12 protein-coding genes are annotated in these 15,409 nt (G+C 72.5%); 6 read left to right on the top strand and 6 right to left on the bottom strand.

The features are described 5' to 3' along the window. Window positions 1–189 precede the first annotated feature (189 nt). Both ACZ69M_RS37975 and ACZ69M_RS37970 read left to right on the top strand, forming a co-directional pair. Window positions 190–1,788, top strand: coding sequence for an alkaline phosphatase D family protein (locus tag ACZ69M_RS37975; protein ID WP_470057231.1), 1,599 nt, complete (start codon window positions 190–192; stop codon window positions 1,786–1,788). A 224-nt stretch (window positions 1,789–2,012) separates the two neighbouring features. Beyond that, window positions 2,013–3,437, top strand: coding sequence for a GNAT family N-acetyltransferase (locus tag ACZ69M_RS37970; protein ID WP_470057230.1), 1,425 nt, complete (start codon window positions 2,013–2,015; stop codon window positions 3,435–3,437). Between the two features lie 48 nt (window positions 3,438–3,485). Here ACZ69M_RS37970 and ACZ69M_RS37965 read toward each other — a convergent pair whose 3' ends face one another. Beyond that, window positions 3,486–4,817: a trans-sulfuration enzyme family protein gene (locus ACZ69M_RS37965; RefSeq protein ID WP_470057228.1), complete on the bottom strand. Its 1,332-nt coding sequence runs from the start codon at window positions 4,815–4,817 to the stop codon at window positions 3,486–3,488. Between ACZ69M_RS37965 and ACZ69M_RS37960 the strand changes: the two genes are divergently transcribed. Beyond that, window positions 4,779–5,297, top strand: coding sequence for an Lrp/AsnC family transcriptional regulator (locus ACZ69M_RS37960; RefSeq protein WP_470057226.1), 519 nt, complete (start codon window positions 4,779–4,781; stop codon window positions 5,295–5,297). The genes ACZ69M_RS37965 and ACZ69M_RS37960 overlap by 39 nt on opposite strands. Before the next feature lie 63 nt (window positions 5,298–5,360). Continuing rightward, window positions 5,361–7,052 carry a DUF885 domain-containing protein gene (locus tag ACZ69M_RS37955; RefSeq protein ID WP_470057224.1) on the top strand — a complete coding sequence of 564 codons (1,692 nt, stop codon included), beginning with the start codon at window positions 5,361–5,363 and terminating at the stop codon, window positions 7,050–7,052. Window positions 7,053–7,130: 78 nt separating this feature from the next. Here the strand turns inward: ACZ69M_RS37955 and ACZ69M_RS37950 are convergent, their stop codons facing one another. After that, window positions 7,131–8,036, bottom strand: a complete 906-nt coding sequence (locus ACZ69M_RS37950) for an MBL fold metallo-hydrolase (protein WP_470057222.1) — start codon at window positions 8,034–8,036, stop codon at window positions 7,131–7,133. Between the two features lie 148 nt (window positions 8,037–8,184). Here ACZ69M_RS37950 and ACZ69M_RS37945 point away from each other — a divergent pair, with 148 nt between their 5' ends. Beyond that, on the top strand, window positions 8,185–9,054 hold the full coding sequence (locus ACZ69M_RS37945; RefSeq protein ID WP_470057220.1) for a LysR family transcriptional regulator: 870 nt from the start codon (window positions 8,185–8,187) through the stop codon (window positions 9,052–9,054). A gap of 6 nt (window positions 9,055–9,060) precedes the next feature. Here ACZ69M_RS37945 and ACZ69M_RS37940 read toward each other — a convergent pair whose 3' ends face one another. Continuing rightward, complete coding sequence (locus ACZ69M_RS37940; protein ID WP_470057218.1) at window positions 9,061–9,567, bottom strand: rhodanese-like domain-containing protein; 507 nt, start codon at window positions 9,565–9,567, stop codon at window positions 9,061–9,063. Between the two features lie 162 nt (window positions 9,568–9,729). Between ACZ69M_RS37940 and ACZ69M_RS37935 the strand changes: the two genes are divergently transcribed. Continuing rightward, window positions 9,730–10,176 carry an Lrp/AsnC family transcriptional regulator gene (locus ACZ69M_RS37935; protein ID WP_470057216.1) on the top strand — a complete coding sequence of 149 codons (447 nt, stop codon included), beginning with the start codon at window positions 9,730–9,732 and terminating at the stop codon, window positions 10,174–10,176. A 20-nt stretch (window positions 10,177–10,196) separates the two neighbouring features. Here ACZ69M_RS37935 and ACZ69M_RS37930 read toward each other — a convergent pair whose 3' ends face one another. The 3 genes from ACZ69M_RS37930 to ACZ69M_RS37920 all read right to left on the bottom strand — a co-directional run bounded on the left by ACZ69M_RS37930 (window position 10,197) and on the right by ACZ69M_RS37920 (window position 15,129). After that, a complete protein-coding gene (locus tag ACZ69M_RS37930) occupies window positions 10,197–13,199 on the bottom strand; it encodes an AAA family ATPase (protein ID WP_470057214.1) in 3,003 nt (1,000 codons plus the stop codon). A gap of 70 nt (window positions 13,200–13,269) precedes the next feature. Continuing rightward, entirely contained in the window at window positions 13,270–14,433 is a 1,164-nt protein-coding gene (locus ACZ69M_RS37925) for an exonuclease SbcCD subunit D (protein WP_470057213.1), read from the bottom strand. A 69-nt stretch (window positions 14,434–14,502) separates the two neighbouring features. Beyond that, the gene (locus ACZ69M_RS37920; RefSeq protein ID WP_470057212.1) at window positions 14,503–15,129 is read right to left on the bottom strand and encodes a YigZ family protein; all 627 of its coding nucleotides are present in this window, start codon (window positions 15,127–15,129) and stop codon (window positions 14,503–14,505) included. Window positions 15,130–15,409 lie beyond the last annotated feature (280 nt).

The raw sequence follows: 15,409 nt of genomic DNA, 5'->3' as shown, positions 1-15,409 counted from the left end.
CTGAGGGGGCGTCCGTCTGCGGGGGAAGGCCGGAGCATCCGTGGGAGTGCGCGGTCGGAGGCGGACGTCGCTGCCCTTGCCGGCGGGGCCAGTTGTTCACTTGTGGTTTCCGTGCGCGCTGCGGCGCACCCGTAGTTGTGGCTAGGCACATCGGCCGACTCCGTCGACTCCGTCCCTGGAGGCGCATTCATGTCACACCGCCCGCAAAGCCCTCTTCCCCTCCCCGGTCGCCGCGGCGTCCTGCGCGGATCCCTCGCCGCTTCCGCGGCCCTGGCCCTGCCCACCGCACTCGGCTCGGCCCCGGCGTTCGCGCTGTCCGGGCGGCCCGAGGCGGGGTGGGGCGTCCAGGCCGGGGACGTGAGCGCGCACTCCGGCCTGGTGTGGGTCCGCTCGGACCGCCCCGCCCGGATGATCGTCGAGACGTCCGCGACCGAGTCGTTCCGCAACCCCCGCAGATGGCACGGTCCGCTGCTCGGCGCGGACTCCGACTTCACCGGTACGACACGGCTGCGCGAACTGCCCTCCGGCGAGCAGATCCACTACCGCGTGCGGCTGGCCGACCCCGACGACCCGCGCCGTACGGGCGAGCCGGTGACCGGCACCTTCCGCACCGCGCCCGCGAAGCGGCGCCACGACGTCCGGTTCGTCTGGTCCGGTGACCTGGCCGGACAGGGCTGGGGCATCAACGAGTCCATCGGCGGTTACCGGATCTTCGACGCCATGGCGAAGCTGGACCCGGACTTCTTCCTGTGCAGCGGCGACAACATCTACGCCGACGGCCCGATCTCCGCCACGGCGCCGCTTCCGGACGGCAGCCTGTACCGGAACATCACCACCGAGGAGAAGTCGCACGTCGCGGTCACCCTGGCCGACTACCGGGGCAACTTCCGCTACAACCTGCTGGACTCGGCGCTGCGCCGGTTCAACGCCCGCGTTCCGAACATCGTCCAGTGGGACGACCACGAGGTCCGCAACAACTGGTACCCGGGCGAGGTCATCGGGACCGGCACCCCCTACCCGGCCGGCACGAAACTCGACGACCTGGCCGTCCGTGCCCGGCGGGCGTTCTCGGAGTACTTCCCGATCTCCACCATCAGCGGACGCCCGGACGGACGGATCTACCGGACCGTCCACCACGGCCCTCTCCTGGACGTGTTCGTCCTGGACATGCGGACCTACCGGAACGCCAACTCGCCCGACGACCAGACGACCGACCCGCAGGGCATCCTCGGGCGCGAGCAGCTGGAGTGGCTCAAGCGCGAGCTGGCCGCGTCGCGCGCGGTGTGGAAGGTCATCGCCGCCGACATGCCGCTGGGCCTGGTCGTGCCCGACCCGGTCGAGGGCAAGCCGAACATCGAGGCCGTCGCCCAGGGCGACCCGGGAGCCCCGCTCGGCCGCGAGCTGCAGATCGCCGAGCTGCTGCGGTTCATCAAGCACCGGCGGATCACCGGGACCGTGTGGCTGACGGCCGACGTCCACCACACCTCGGCACAGCACTACGACCCCTCGCGGGCCGCTTTCAAGGACTTCGAGCCGTTCTGGGAGTTCGTCTCCGGACCGCTCAACGCGGGCGCCTTCCAGGCGAACGCGCTGGACGGCACCTTCGGTCCCGACCGGGTCTTCGTCAAGGCTCCCGCCACCGCCAATGTCTCGCCTGCGGACGGTTACCAGTTCTTCGGCGAGGTCGACATCGACGGCGACAGCGGGGAGCTGACGGTGCGGCTGCGTGACCTGGACGGCACCGTGCTGTTCACACAGGCGTTGCAGCCGGGGCGCGTGGGTCAGTAACGGCGCCCAACTCCCGTACCCTGGAAGGGTCGGGCCGCGCACCGGAGTCATCCCCCGGTGCGCGGCCGCTCTTGTGACCAGGCACGTAAGCCAGGTGATCCGAGACAGGCAAAACAAGGGCAAAAAGAACCGCAAAAAGGATAGAACGACACTTTACCGATCAGTCACAGACCGTTCGTGATCACGCAACACCATTCCTTCACAGTGGTTGCATGACTCCAGACATGTCTGATGTGACCCGGGCGAAGCACGGACGCCCCGTCCACCACTGGCGACGCGACGTGGTCGAGCTCGCCGCGCTGTTCACGGCCGTCGCGGTCGCCGACGCCGTCGCCAACCTGATCGGACACGGCCCCGACGGCCCGGCCCTGCTGGTGATCTCGTCCGTGGTCCTGGTGGCCACGGCCGGATTCCACACATGGTGGGCACGCCGCCACGGTCACGCGCCGCCCGCGGGCGATACCGGTGCCCGGACCCTCGCCGTGGGGCGAGAGGCCGGGCAGGCCGACCGGGCCACGGCGGCGGCGGAGGCCGTCACGGGAGAGACCGTCCTGTGGCGGATGCGGACGACGGTGAAGGACGAGCCGGGTTCGCTGGCCGCGCTGTGCGTGGCACTGGCCCACCAGCGGGTCGACATCCTGAGCCTGCAGACCCACCCGCTCGCCGAGGGCACGGTCGACGAGTTCCTGCTGCGCGCACCCGTCGAACTGGACGCGTCCGAGATCACCCGCGCCGTCTCGCTGGCGGGCGGCACCGGGACGTGGATCGAACGGGCCGACGCCCACGATCTGGTGGACGCTCCCACGCGCGTCCTGGGACTGGCCACGCGCACGGCTTTGGACGCCGCGGAACTTCCGCTCGCCCTCCGGCAGTTGCTCGGTAGGTGCACCATTCGTTCGCTGCCCGCCCGCTCCCCCGGGTCGGGCCGGGCGGAAGAGGGTGCGCCGGTCGAAGGAGTGCTGGAAGACACGGTGATGCGCTTGCGCGCACCGGAGGGTGGGGTGATCACGGTGGAACGGCCGTATCTGCCTTTCACGCCGACCGAGTTCGCTCGGGCGCGGGCGTTGGTGGAGCTGGACGCGCGGCTGGGCCCGCGCATCCCGCTCAGCCAGGACATGCTGACACTGCCGGAGGGCCCCGCGATCACGGTGCGCCGCGCCGACGTCTCCGATCTCGCCGCCGCCAAGGCGATGCACGAGCGCTGCTCCCCGCGCACGCTGAGCATGCGCTACCACGGGCCGGTCGGTGACGCGGACCGTTATCTGAACCACCTGCTCAGCCCCCGCTTCGGACGCACCCTCGCCGTGCAGACGGCTTCGGGACGCGTCGTGGGGCTCGGCCATCTCCTCTGGGACGGCGACGAGACGGAGATCGCGCTGCTCGTCGAGGACGACTGGCAGCGGCGCGGGATCGGCGCCGAACTGCTCGGCCGACTCGTGACGATGGCCGTCGAGGCGGGCTGCGAGAGCGTGTACGCCGTCACGCAGGCCTCCAACACCGGCATGGTCGCCGCCATGCGTGGCCTGGACCTCCCCCTCGACTACCAGATCGAGGAGGGCACCCTCGTCATCACGGCCCGCCTGGACGCCACACCGGTGACCTCCCGACTGCCCTACGACCAGGAGCAGAAGCAGGGGCAGAGGAAGTAGGACGGACACCGGGAGGCCCCGGGCACCTCGCCCGGGGCCTCTGCCTGGTCACCGCCCCAACGCACCGTCCAGATCGGCCCACAGGTCCTCCACGTCCTCCAGCCCCACCGACAGGCGCAGCAAGCGGTCACCGACCCCCGACTCGCGGCGGTCGTCAGCGGCCACGATGCGGTGGCTGATGGACGCCGGATGCTGGATGAGGCTGTCGACACTGCCGAGGCTCACCGCCGGGGTGATCAGGCGGACCCCGGCGATGACCTCGTGCGGGTCGCCGTGGACCTCGAAGGCGATCATGGCACCGCCGATCCGGGGATAGTGGACGCGCTCGACGCGCGGATCGGCGGCGAGCCGGCGGGCGAGTTCGGCGGCGTTGGCGGAAGCGGCCCGGACCCGTACGGGCAGGGTCGACAGACCGCGCAGCAGCAGATACCCGGCCAGCGGATGCAGCACGCCCCCGGTCGCGAACCGCACTTGGCGCAGCCCCCGGGCGAACTCCTCGTCGCAGGCCACTACTCCGGCCATGACGTCCCCGTGTCCGCCCAGGTACTTGGTGGCGCTGTGCAGGACCAGGCGGGCCCCCTGCTCCGCGGGGCGTTGCAGCACGGGTGTGGCGAAGGTGTTGTCGGCGAGCAGCGGTACGGAGCCACAGGCGTACGCCACGGCGCGCAGGTCGAGTTCGGCGAGCGTCGGATTGGCCGGGGACTCCACCATGACGAGGCCGGTGTCGGGGCGCAGGGCGTCCGCGATGCCCGCCGGGTCGACCCAGGTGACCTCGGAGCCCAGCAGCCCGGCGGTGAGCAGGTGGTCGCTGCAGCCGTACAGGGGCCGTACGGCGACGACATGCCGCAGGCCGAGCGCGCCGCGCACGAGCAGTACGGCGCTCAGCGCGGCCATGCCGCTCGCGAAGGCGACCGCGCTCTCGGTCCCTTCGAGGCGGGCGAGGGCGGTCTCGAAACGGGCGACGGTCGGGTTGCCGAGGCGCCCGTAGACGGGCGGGCCCTCCGGCTGGGCGCCGTCGGCCGCGAACGCGTCGATGCGAGCGGCTTCGCCGCGGCTGTCGTACGAGGGGTAGGTCGTGGACAGGTCGATCGGCGCGGCGTGCAGTCCTTGCCGGGCGAGGTCCTCGCGCCCGGCGTGCACGGCCTCGGTGGCGAGAGCACGCGGCGCGAGGGCACGGGTGCCCCGAACGTCGTGGAGGTCGTCCCGACCGTCGTAGGAGTCGCCCTGAGGGTCGCAGGAGTCGTCCTGAGCTTCGTATGCGTCGTGCACCACGGATTCCATGCACAGCAGACTGAACACCGGCCGGGGTCCCGGACGCACACTCCGTGTTACGTTCGGGCCATGGCCGAATCTGTCGTACTCGATCCGGTGGATCTTCATCTGCTGCGGCTGCTCCAGAACGACGCACGGACGACGTACCGCGATCTCGCCGCGCAGATCGGAGTCGCGCCCTCGACCTGCCTGGACCGGGTGACGAGGCTGCGCCGTGCTGGGGTGATTCTCGGCCATCAGCTGCGCCTCGATCCGGCGAAGCTCGGGCGGGGCCTGGAAGCCTTGCTGTCTGTGCAGGTCAGACCGCATCGGCGGGAGTTGGTCGGGCCGTTCGTGGAGCGGATCAGGGCGCTGCCGGAGTCCCGGACCGTCTTCCACCTCACCGGGCCCGACGACTACCTCGTCCTGGTCGCCGTCGCGGACATGGCCGACCTGCAACGGCTGGTCCTCGACGAGTTCACGTCCCGGCGTGAGGTGGCCCGGGTGGAGACCCGGTTGATCTTCCAGCAGTGGGACTGCGGCCCCTTGCTCCCGCCCTCCCCTCCGTCGCCCTCGTCCGCGGCCCCGACGTCGGCAAAATCAGGCTGATGCCCGCCCCATGCCCCGCCGACCGGGCTGACGCGGCACCCGTCCTCGTATGAGGATGTCGGCATGTCAGAGACGAAGAGCCCGCTGCCCCGCGAGGTCGCCGACGCGTATGTCGACGATCTCATCGCCCTCGATCCGGTCCTCGGTACCTACCTCGGTGTGAAGGAGAGTGCCGACAAGCTCCCCGACACCTCGCCCGCGGGGCAGGAGGCCGTCGCGGAGCTGGCGCGGACGACGCTCGCCCGGCTCGACGAGGCGGAGCGCCAGCCGGGGGCGGACAGCGACATCGAGCGCCGCTGCGCCCGGCTGCTGCGCGAGCGGCTCACCGCCGAACTGGCTGTCCACGACGCCGACGAGGGCCTGCGGGCCGTCGGCAACATGCAGACGGCCGCGCACTCCGTGCGCCAGGTGTTCACCATCGCCCCGACCGAGACGGACGAGGACTGGGCCGCGCTCGCCGAGCGGCTGCGCGCGGTGCCGACCGCCCTCACGGGGTACCGCGAGTCCCTCGCCCTCGGCCTGGAGCGCAAGCTGTACGCGGGCCCGCGCCCCACCGCGACCTTCATCGAGCAGCTCACCGAGTGGTCGGACCCGGACGGGCAGGGCCGTGGCTGGTTCGAGGACTTCGTGTCCGAGGGGCCCGACGCCGTGCGGGACGAGCTGGACGCGGCCGCCCGGACGGCCACGCAGGCCCTGGTGGAGCTGCGCGACTGGATGCGTGACGTCTACGCGCCCACGATCGAGGGCGCGCCGAACACGGTGGGCCGCGAGCGGTACGCGCGCTGGGCACGCTACTTCAACGGTACGGATCTCGACCTCGACGAGGCGTACGCGTACGGCTGGTCCGAGTACCACCGCCTCCTCGCGGAGATGAAGTCCGAGGCCGAGAAGATCCTGCCCGGCGCCGGGACCCCCTGGGTGGCGCTCGCGCACCTCGACGAGCACGGCAGGCACATCGAGGGTGTCGACGAGGTCCAGGCGTGGCTCCAGGGTGTGATGGACCGGGCGATCGACGCGCTGGACGGCACCCACTTCGAACTCGCCGAGCCGGTACGGAAGGTGGAGTCGCGCATCGCGCCGCCCGGCGGCGCGGCGGCCCCGTACTACACCGCGCCGTCCTCGGACTTCTCGCGGCCCGGCCGCACCTGGCTGCCCACCATGGGGCAGACCCGCTTCCCCGTCTACGACCTCGTCTCGACCTGGTACCACGAGGGCGTCCCCGGCCATCACCTCCAGCTCGCCCAGTGGGTGTACGTGGTCGACGACCTCTCGCGCTACCAGGCCACCGTCGGTCTCGTCAGCGCCAACGCCGAGGGCTGGGCGCTGTACGCGGAGCGGCTGATGGACGAGCTCGGCTTCCTGGAGGACGCGGAGCAGCGGCTCGGCTACCTGGACGCGCAGATGATGCGCGCGGCCCGGGTCATCGTCGACATCGGCATGCACCTGGAACTGGAGATTCCGGCAGACTCCCCCTTCCACCCGGGCGAGCGCTGGACCCCGGAGCTGGCGCAGGAGTTCTTCGGCGCGCACAGCAGCCGTCCGGCGGACTTCGTGGAGAGCGAGCTCACCCGCTACCTCTCCATCCCGGGTCAGGCCATCGGCTACAAGCTCGGTGAGCGGGCCTGGCTGCTGGGCCGCGAGAACGCGAGGAAGCGGCACGGCGCCGCCTTCGACGCCAAGGCCTGGCACATGGCGGCCCTGTCCCAGGGTTCGCTGGGCCTGGACGACCTGGTGGATGAACTGTCCCGGCTCTGACGGACACCGACGGCGGCCGGGCTCACGGCGACGACCGCGAGCCCGGCCGCCGCGTATCAAGCACGGCGAGTACCGGAGCTACGGGGCGTGCTCGGCGTGTTCGGAGCACAGGCAGCCGACGCCCTTCTCGATCCACTCCCGGCCGACCCACTCCGGGTGCCGTTCGATCATCAGCGCCGAGATCTCCTCGACGATCGTCCGCTCATCCAGGGCGGAGTCGCGGCGGGTCCACGTCTCGTCCCGCAGCAGCCGCAGGTAGTCGCGCACGTCGGCCAGCAGCCCCGCACCGCCGACCTCGCCGTGGCCGGGCACCACGATCCGGGGAGCCTGCGACGCCAGCCGCTCCATCACGGCGATCCAGCGGGTTCCGGACACGTCGGTGTCGTACGGCGGGAACCAGGGGAAGATGGCGAACTGTCCGGCTTCCACGAGGTCCCCCGTGAACAGGACGTCCGCGTCCGGCACCCTGACCACCTGGTCGCCCCTGCTGTGGGCCCGGCCGGTGGCCCGCAGCTGCACCACCCGCCCGCCCAGGTCCAGGTCGTACGCCCGGTCGTAGACGACATCGGGCCGCGCCGGCTCGACGTCCCGGAGCCGGCGCTCGACCGGCTTGCCGAGCCCCCTGAACATCTCCAGGTAGCCCGGCCCCTTCACCTTCAGGTCCTCGGCCTGGTCCCGGTTGAGCAGGAACGTCGCTTCCCCGGCGAAGGCCTGCGCCCCGAAGGCGTGCTCGGGGTGAAAATGCGTCGTCGTCAGGTAGATCCGGCGTCCCTCGGCATAGTCGGCCGCGAACTCCAGCACCTTTTCGCCGTTGCCCGGGCCCAAGCCGGTCTCGACGACGAGCACCGCACTGTGACCGCCGATGACGCCGATGTTCGGCACCAGCTGCACCCGCCGGTCGGGGATGACCACCAGGTCACGGGCCAGCTCCTGAACACCCTCGACGTGCACGACGGGATCCGTCGTCACCGCTTCCTCAGACACTGCGACTCCTCGGTGTTGCGCTGAGCCACCAGTCCAGCGCGGGACGTCCGGGGGCGTCCAACACCGATCTCGCAGACCCGATACCGCGCGGGTATCGTCGCAGTTGGGCGAAGTCGAGAGAGCGGCTCGGGACGGCGATGGAGCGATGATGGAGCTGCGGACCCTGCGCTATTTCGTGGCGGTCGCCGAAGAACTCCACTTCGGCCGCGCCGCCGCGCGACTGCACATGACCCAGCCCCCGCTGAGCCGGGCCGTCAAGCAGCTGGAGACCGACCTCGGCTGCGAACTGCTGCGCCGCTCACCCTCGGGCGTCACCCTCACCCCGGCCGGGGCCCTCCTCCACGACGAGGCGTGCACCCTGCTGGCGCGGGCCGACCAGGCCCGGGCCCGGGTGGCCGCCACGGCCGGCACGGCCACCCTGACCATCGGCACCCTCGCCGACAGCGCCGAGCAGGTCGGCACCCGGCTGGCCGTCGCCTACCGGCACCAACACCCCGCCGTGCGCATCCGCATCCGCGAGGCCGACCTGACCGACCCGACCATCGGACTGCGGGCCGGCCTCGTCGACGTCGCCCTGACGCGGGCGCCGTTCGACGACACCGGCATCACCACCCGCGTGCTGCGGTCGGACCCGGTCGGTGTGGTCCTGCGCGCCGACGACCCGCTGGCCGACCGCGACCGGCTGCGCCTGGACGAACTCGCCGACCGCCGCTGGTTCCGGTTCCCGGAGGGCACGGACCCGGTGTGGCAGGCCTTCTGGACGGGCCCGCCCGGTGCCGACGGGCGCCGTGACGGTCCCGTCATCCGCACCGCCCACGAATGCCTCCAGTCGGTCCTGTGGAACGACACCGTCGGACTGATGCCCCTCGCCCACTCCCAGCCCCTGCCCGAGGGCCTCACGGTGATCCCCTTGGCGGATGCGCCGCCCAGTGACCTGGTCATCGCGTGGAACAGCGCCCACACCAGCCCGCTCATCCGCTCGTTCGTCAGCCTCGCGACGGGCCTCACGCGCTCCTAGGAGCGATCAGCAGCCACAGTCCGCCGCGTCCACCGGAGCGGTCAGCGGGTCCGCGGCGCGCCGCTCGTCTCCCTCCCAGGTCTCGTACGCGAAGCCTTCGCGCACCCAGTACTCGAAGCCCCCGAGCATCTCCTTGACCGGGAAGCCGAGTTCGGCGAGGGCGAGGGCGGCACGGGTCGCGCCGTTGCAGCCGGGTCCCCAGCAGTAGGTGACGACGGGCACCGACCTGTCCAGGAGCTGCTCGGCCTGCTCGGGGATGAGCGCGGTGGGCAGGTGGATCGCACCGGGCACGTGCCCCTGGTCCCAGGACGCGGTCGAGCGGGAGTCGAGGACCACGAAGCCGGGGTCGCCGCCCGCCGCGAGCGCGGCGGCGACGTCGGAGACATCGGCGTGGAAGGCGAGGCTCGCGCCGAAGTGGGCGACGGCCACGGCCGGGGACGCCGGGGCGACTCGCAGCACGGGGTTCGTCCTGGTCACGGCGCTGGTCTCAGTGGTGCCGACGGTCACAGTCATGCTCCGGCCTTCCCTCCTTGCCCCGCCGAACCGGCACCTTCGCGGCACCGGCCCCACAGGGACCTCCTGGCCAGAAATCTACGGCCGGTGATCCTCTTCCTGAAGTGGCGATCCACGGCATCGCTCTTGATCGGCCGGGGTTTTCCCTGCTATCCATCGCTCATGACCGCGTATTCCCCGGACGCCACCGACTGGCACATCCTCGACGTCCTCCAGCGCGAGGGCAGGGCCAGCTTCGCGGAGCTGGCCCGTGCCGTCTCGATGTCCGCGAGCGCGGTAACCGAGCGGGTGCGCCGTCTGGAGGAGGCGGGCGTCATCCAGGGGTACGCGGCCGTCGTCGACCCGGAGAGCCTCGGTCTGCCGATCCTCGCCTTCGTCCGGCTGCGCTATCCGAACGGCAACTACAAGCCGTTCCACGACCTCGTCGAGGCGACGCCCGAGATCCTGGAGGCGCACCACGTCACGGGCGACGACTGCTTCGTCATCAAGGTCGCGGCGCGCTCGATGAGCCACCTGGAGAAGATCTCCGGCCGGATCGGCACCCTGGGCTCGGTGACCACGAGTGTCGTGTACTCCTCGCCGCTCCCCCGGCGCCCCCTGGGCCGCTGATCCCCCGGCGATCCGCCGGCTCAGTCCTGGACGCCCCGCTGCCGTACGACCGAACCCGTTCTGCCTTTCACGACCTCAAGCTGGGCGTGGATGCGCCGCCGCAGGTCGGCGACATGGCTGACGATGCCCACGCTGCGGTCACGCTCCCGCAGGGAGTCGAGCACGTCGAGGACCTCGTCCAGGGTCTGGTCGTCGAGGCTGCCGAAGCCCTCGTCGATGAAGAGCGTGTCCAGCCGCACCCCGCCGGCCTCGTCCGTGACGACGTCCGCGAGACCGAGGGCCAGCGCGAGCGAGGCGAAGAACGTCTCGCCCCCGGAGAGTGTCGCCGTGTCGCGCTCCCGGCCGGTCCAGGCGTCCACGACATGCAGTCCGAGCCCGCTGCGGCCACGGCCCGCGCGGTCGTCGGAGTGGACGAGGGTGTAGCGCCCGGAGGACATGCGCTGAAGTCGTACGGTCGCGGCGGCGGCCACCTGTTCCAGGCGGGCGGCGAGGACGTACGACTCCAGGCGCATCTTGCGCTCGTTCTCCGCCGAGGTGCCCGCGGCCAGCCCGGCCAGGCGTGCCACCCGGTCGAACTCCGCACGCAGCGGCGCGAGTCGGCGTACGGACGTGCCCGCGCGCGTGGACAGCCGGTCCAGTTCCGTGCAGCGTCGGGCGGCCTCGTCCTGGGCGGAGGCGGTCTCCCGCAGCCGTCGGGCGGCGGACTCGGCGGCCCGTTCGGCGGCGGCCAGGTCGGCGGCCGGCCGCTCGGCGGCGGCCGCCGTGTCGGCCTCGGCGAGTACGGCGCGCACCGCACTGTCCTCCAACTGCCAGGAGTCCAGACGTCGTTGGAGGTCCCGGTGGGCGGCGTCGTCGAGGAGTGCGGCGGCCGCGGCCTGGGGCGTGTCGAAACCGGCGCGGAAGGCCGCGTCGGACAGGCGGGCGTCGGCGTCCTTGAGACGCTGCGCGGTGTCCTCGGCCACCCGCACGGCCTCGGCGGCCTCCGTGAGCAGGGCGGCCCGCCGCTCCAGCTGCGTGGCGCGCACGGCGACGCTGTCGGCGGCACCCCGCGCCTGTACCAACTCCTCCTCCAGGGAGGCCCTTTCGCGGTCGTTCCGGTCGCGGTGGGAGACCCGGGCGGCAGATCGCACCGCGATCTCCTGCTGGGCCGCGACCCGCCGCTCGTGCTCGAGTCCCGCCTGCGCGAGCCGCTCCCGCGCGGCATGCAGCCCGGATCCCGCAGTCCGCGCCTCGGCGTACCGCAGCTCCAACTCTTCGGCCTGCACGGCGAGTTGCGCGGTCGGTGCGTCGCCCGCCTCGGCGCCGGCGGCCGCCAGCGCCTCGCGTACGACGCCGAGCCTGCGCTCGTCCTCGGTGGCCAGTTCGTCGGCGCGCTGGTACACGGCGAGGGCGCGCTCCTCGGCCTCCCGGTCGACGTGTCCGGCGTCCTTGCGCGCGGGCGCGGGGTGCGCGGAGCTGCCGCACACGGCGCAGGGCTCGCCGTCGACGAGACCGGCGGCGAGTTCCGCGGCGATGCCCTGAAGACGCTGTTCCTTCAGATCGAGCCAGTGGACCCGGGCGTCCGTCGCGCGTTCACGGGCGGCGAGGGCCTGGGCGTGGGCGGCTTCGGTGTCCCGCGCGAACTGGTCGCGCTGCCGGGCGGCCCTGAGCCGCGCCCGGGCGGGATCGCGCCGCTCGGCGAGCTGCTCCGCGCGCGTGGTGGCCTCCTGCGCGGACTCGATGTGCGCCTGAAGCTCCGCGCGGGTCGCCTCCCACGTGGCGAGCCAGCTCTCGGCGTCCTGGCGGACGTCCTCGTCCTCACGCTCCTGGCGGTCCAGGGAGGCACGCTCCCGGGTGAGTTCGCCGAGCCGGCGCTCCGCCCTGCGGGCCGACTCCAGTCCGCCGAGCTCCTCGGCCGCCTTGCGCGCCGCTGCCACGAGGCCGGGCGCACCGGCTCCGGCGTAGGTGTCCGGCAGGGCGAGACGCGCGCGTGCCTCGTCCGTGGCCGCGCTGCGGTGCTCGGCCTCGGCGGCATCGCGCAGATCGAGCGCGGGGGCCACCGTCTCCGCCTTGCGCGCCCGCTCCATCCGTGTCTGCGCCTCCCGATGGGCGTCGGCACGCTCCGCCAGCCGCGCGGCGCGCTCCCGCGCCTCGGTGAACCTGCGCTGCAGCCGCGCCACTTCGCGTACGTCGTCGAGTACGCGGTCGGTGGCGGCCTGCGCGGACTCGGCCGCCGTACGCGCGATGTGCGCGAGGGTCAGCCGCTCGCGTGCCGTACTGCGGGCCACGGCGGCCCAGGTCAGGACGGCGTCGGCGAGGCCGGGCTCACCGGGCGCGAGAGCGGGCGGCAGCACCTCGACGATGTCGCCGGCGGCCTGCTGCATGCGGTGCGCGTCGGCGAGCAACTCGGCGTCGCCCTCGCGTACTTCGGCCTCCGTGGCCCGGCGCCGCTCGGCGAGCCGCTTCTCGACCTCGGCGAAGCGGTGGGTGTCGAAGAGCCGGCCGAGCAGCTTGCCGCGTGCCTCGGCGTCGGCCCGCAGGAAGCGGGCGAAGTCGCCCTGGGGCAGCAGCACGACCTGGCAGAACTGCTCACGGCTCATGCCGAGCAGCTGGGTGATCTCCTCGCCGATCTCCTGGTGGGAGCGGCTGAGGTCCTTCCAGGTGGCCGCGGACGCCTCGTACTCGCGCAGCCAGCTCTGCGCCTTTTCGGTGGTCGTGCCCGTGCCGCGCTTCTTGGGGCGGGCCCAGGGCGGCTGCCGGGTGACTTCCAACCGGCGTCCCGCGACGGTGAGTTCGAGGGTGATCTCGGTGCGCGTCGCGGGCGCCGCGTGGTCGCTGCGCAGGGTCAGGCCCTGGCCGCTCTGGCGGGCGCCCGGGACCGCCCCGTACAGCGCGTAGCAGACGGCGTCGAGGACGGACGTCTTGCCAGCGCCCGTCGGGCCGTGCAGCAGGAAGAGCCCCGCGGTCGACAGCTCGTCGAAATCGACGCTCTGGGTACCGCCGAACGGCCCGAAGGCCGTGATGTCCAGGCGGTGCAGCCTCATCGGGCCTCCTTCGGGTCCTGCGGGTGCTGTGCGTCTCGCGGCGCGTCTCGAGTGTCGTGCGTACGCGGGGTCACCGGGCGACCTCCCGGGCGGACTCATCGGCACGGACGTCGTCGAACGCGTCCCTCAGTACGGCCTGTTCGTCGGCGTCGGGCCCCGCGCCGCGCACATGCGCCACGAAGTCTTCCGCGATCTCCTGCTCGCTGCGGCCCGCGAGCCGCCGGGCGTAGGAGACGTCCGGGTCCTCGGGGGCCCGCTCCGGTTCGAAGACGAGGCTGAGCGTGTGCGGGAAGCGCTCGGTCAGCCGGGCCATGGGCTCCGTGGGGCGGACCGGGTCGGTGAGGGTCGCCTCGACCCACGCCTCCTCGTGGCGCGCCAGCCGCGGATCGGCGAGCAGGTCTTCCAGGTGCCCCCGGACACGGGCGAGCTTCCGGGGAACGGGACAGTCGACCCGCTCCGCGCCCACGAATCCCTCCGGCCCCAGGTCCACCAGCCACATGCTCTTACGGTGGTCGACCTCCGAGAAGGAGTACGGCAGCGGGGAGCCGGAGTAACGCACGCGCTCGGTGATGGTCTGGCTGCCGTGCAGATGGCCCAGCGCGGTGTAGTCGACGCCGTCGAAGACCCCGGCGGGTACGGCGGCGACCCCGCCCACGGTGATGTCCCGCTCGCTGTCGCTGGCCGCCCCGCCGGTGACGAAGGCGTGGGCGAGGACCACGGAACGGGTGCCCGGCGCGCGCGTGGCAAGGTCGGCGCGGACCCGGTCCATGGCGGCGGCGAGGACGGCCTCGTGCCCCGCCTTCTCGACACCGAACTCGGCCTTGACCAGGGCCGGTTCGAGATAGGGCAGTCCGTAGAAGGCCACGTCGCCGTGGTCGTCGGCGAGCAGCACCGGCGTGCCGCAGGCGGAGGGCTCGGTCCGCAGATGGATGCCCGCGCGGCCGATGAGCCCGGCGCCGACGCCGAGCCGGCGCGCCGAGTCGTGGTTCCCGGAGATCATCACCGTGGGCACTGCGAGGTCGGCGAGCCGGTGCAGCGCGTCGTCGAAGAGCTCGACGGCGGCCAGCGGCGGCACCGCCCGGTCGTACACGTCCCCGGACACGACCACCGCGTCGACGGCGTGCTCACGCACGGTCGCGACGAGGTGACCGATGAACCCGGCCTGGGCATCGAGCATGTTCACCCGGTGGAAGGCCCGGCCGAGATGCCAGTCGGACGTGTGCAGAATCCTCATGATCCCCGAGACTAACGGGCGGGTCGGACATCACGGGCGGCTACTCCCGTATCGGTCCGCGCCGCCCGCCTATGCGTCCCCGTACGCCTCTCCACCCAGTTCGAACCCGGCTGTCCCGGCCGTGGCATCGGCGAGCCACGCCCGGAAGGGCTCGACGTCGCTGTCCGGCAGCCCGATCTCGATCGTGACGGCCTCGCCGTACCGGACGTCACGGACCTCGCGCCCGGTGGACCGCAGGTCGTTCTGAATCTTGCCGGCCCGCTGGTGGTCGACCGTGACCGTGGCCAGCCGGAAGCGTTTGCGCGTGAGTGTGCCGAGGGCGTCCAGCGCCTCGCCCACCGAGCCTCCGTACGCCCTGATCAGTCCGCCCGCGCCGAGCTTGACCCCGCCGTAGTAGCGGGTGACGACGGCGACGACGTACCGCATGTCGCGGCGCAGCAGCATCTGGAGCATGGGGACGCCCGCGGTGCCGCCGGGTTCGCCGTCGTCGCTCGCCTTCTGGACGGCGGCGTCGGCTCCGACGACGTAGGCGTAGCAGTTGTGCGTGGCGTCGGCGTGCTCCTTGCGGACGCCCGCGATGAACTCCTGGGCCTCCTGCTCGGTGGCCGCCGGGGCGAGAGCGCACAGGAAGCGGGAGCGGTTGACCTCGGTCTCGTGCACGCCCGCGTGGGCCACTGTGCGGTACTCGTCCTGCATCACGCCAGCGTATGCGCTTCCCGCGGGCGTGCGGCACGGCGGCCCCGGAGCGTGCCGCACACGCGCGTACCTCACGCTCCGGGCGTCTCATCGGCGCGGCGAGAGGGCGCGGTTCGCCGCGCGCGGCGCGACCCGTCCCTGCGCGGTCGCCGTGCAGGCGCTCCGAGCCCCACGCCCTCGCCCCGGCGAAAGCACGACGGCCCGCGGTCGCCTCCGTGGCGCGACCCGTCCCGGCGCGCGCGGCCTCGGTCGCGACGGGCCGACCTCACGGCCGCCGACT

The organism is Streptomyces sp. NPDC107454 (genome assembly GCF_055582885.1).
Note: the sequence above shows the minus strand (reverse complement) of the source record. Positions and strands in the feature narration are given on the sequence as shown.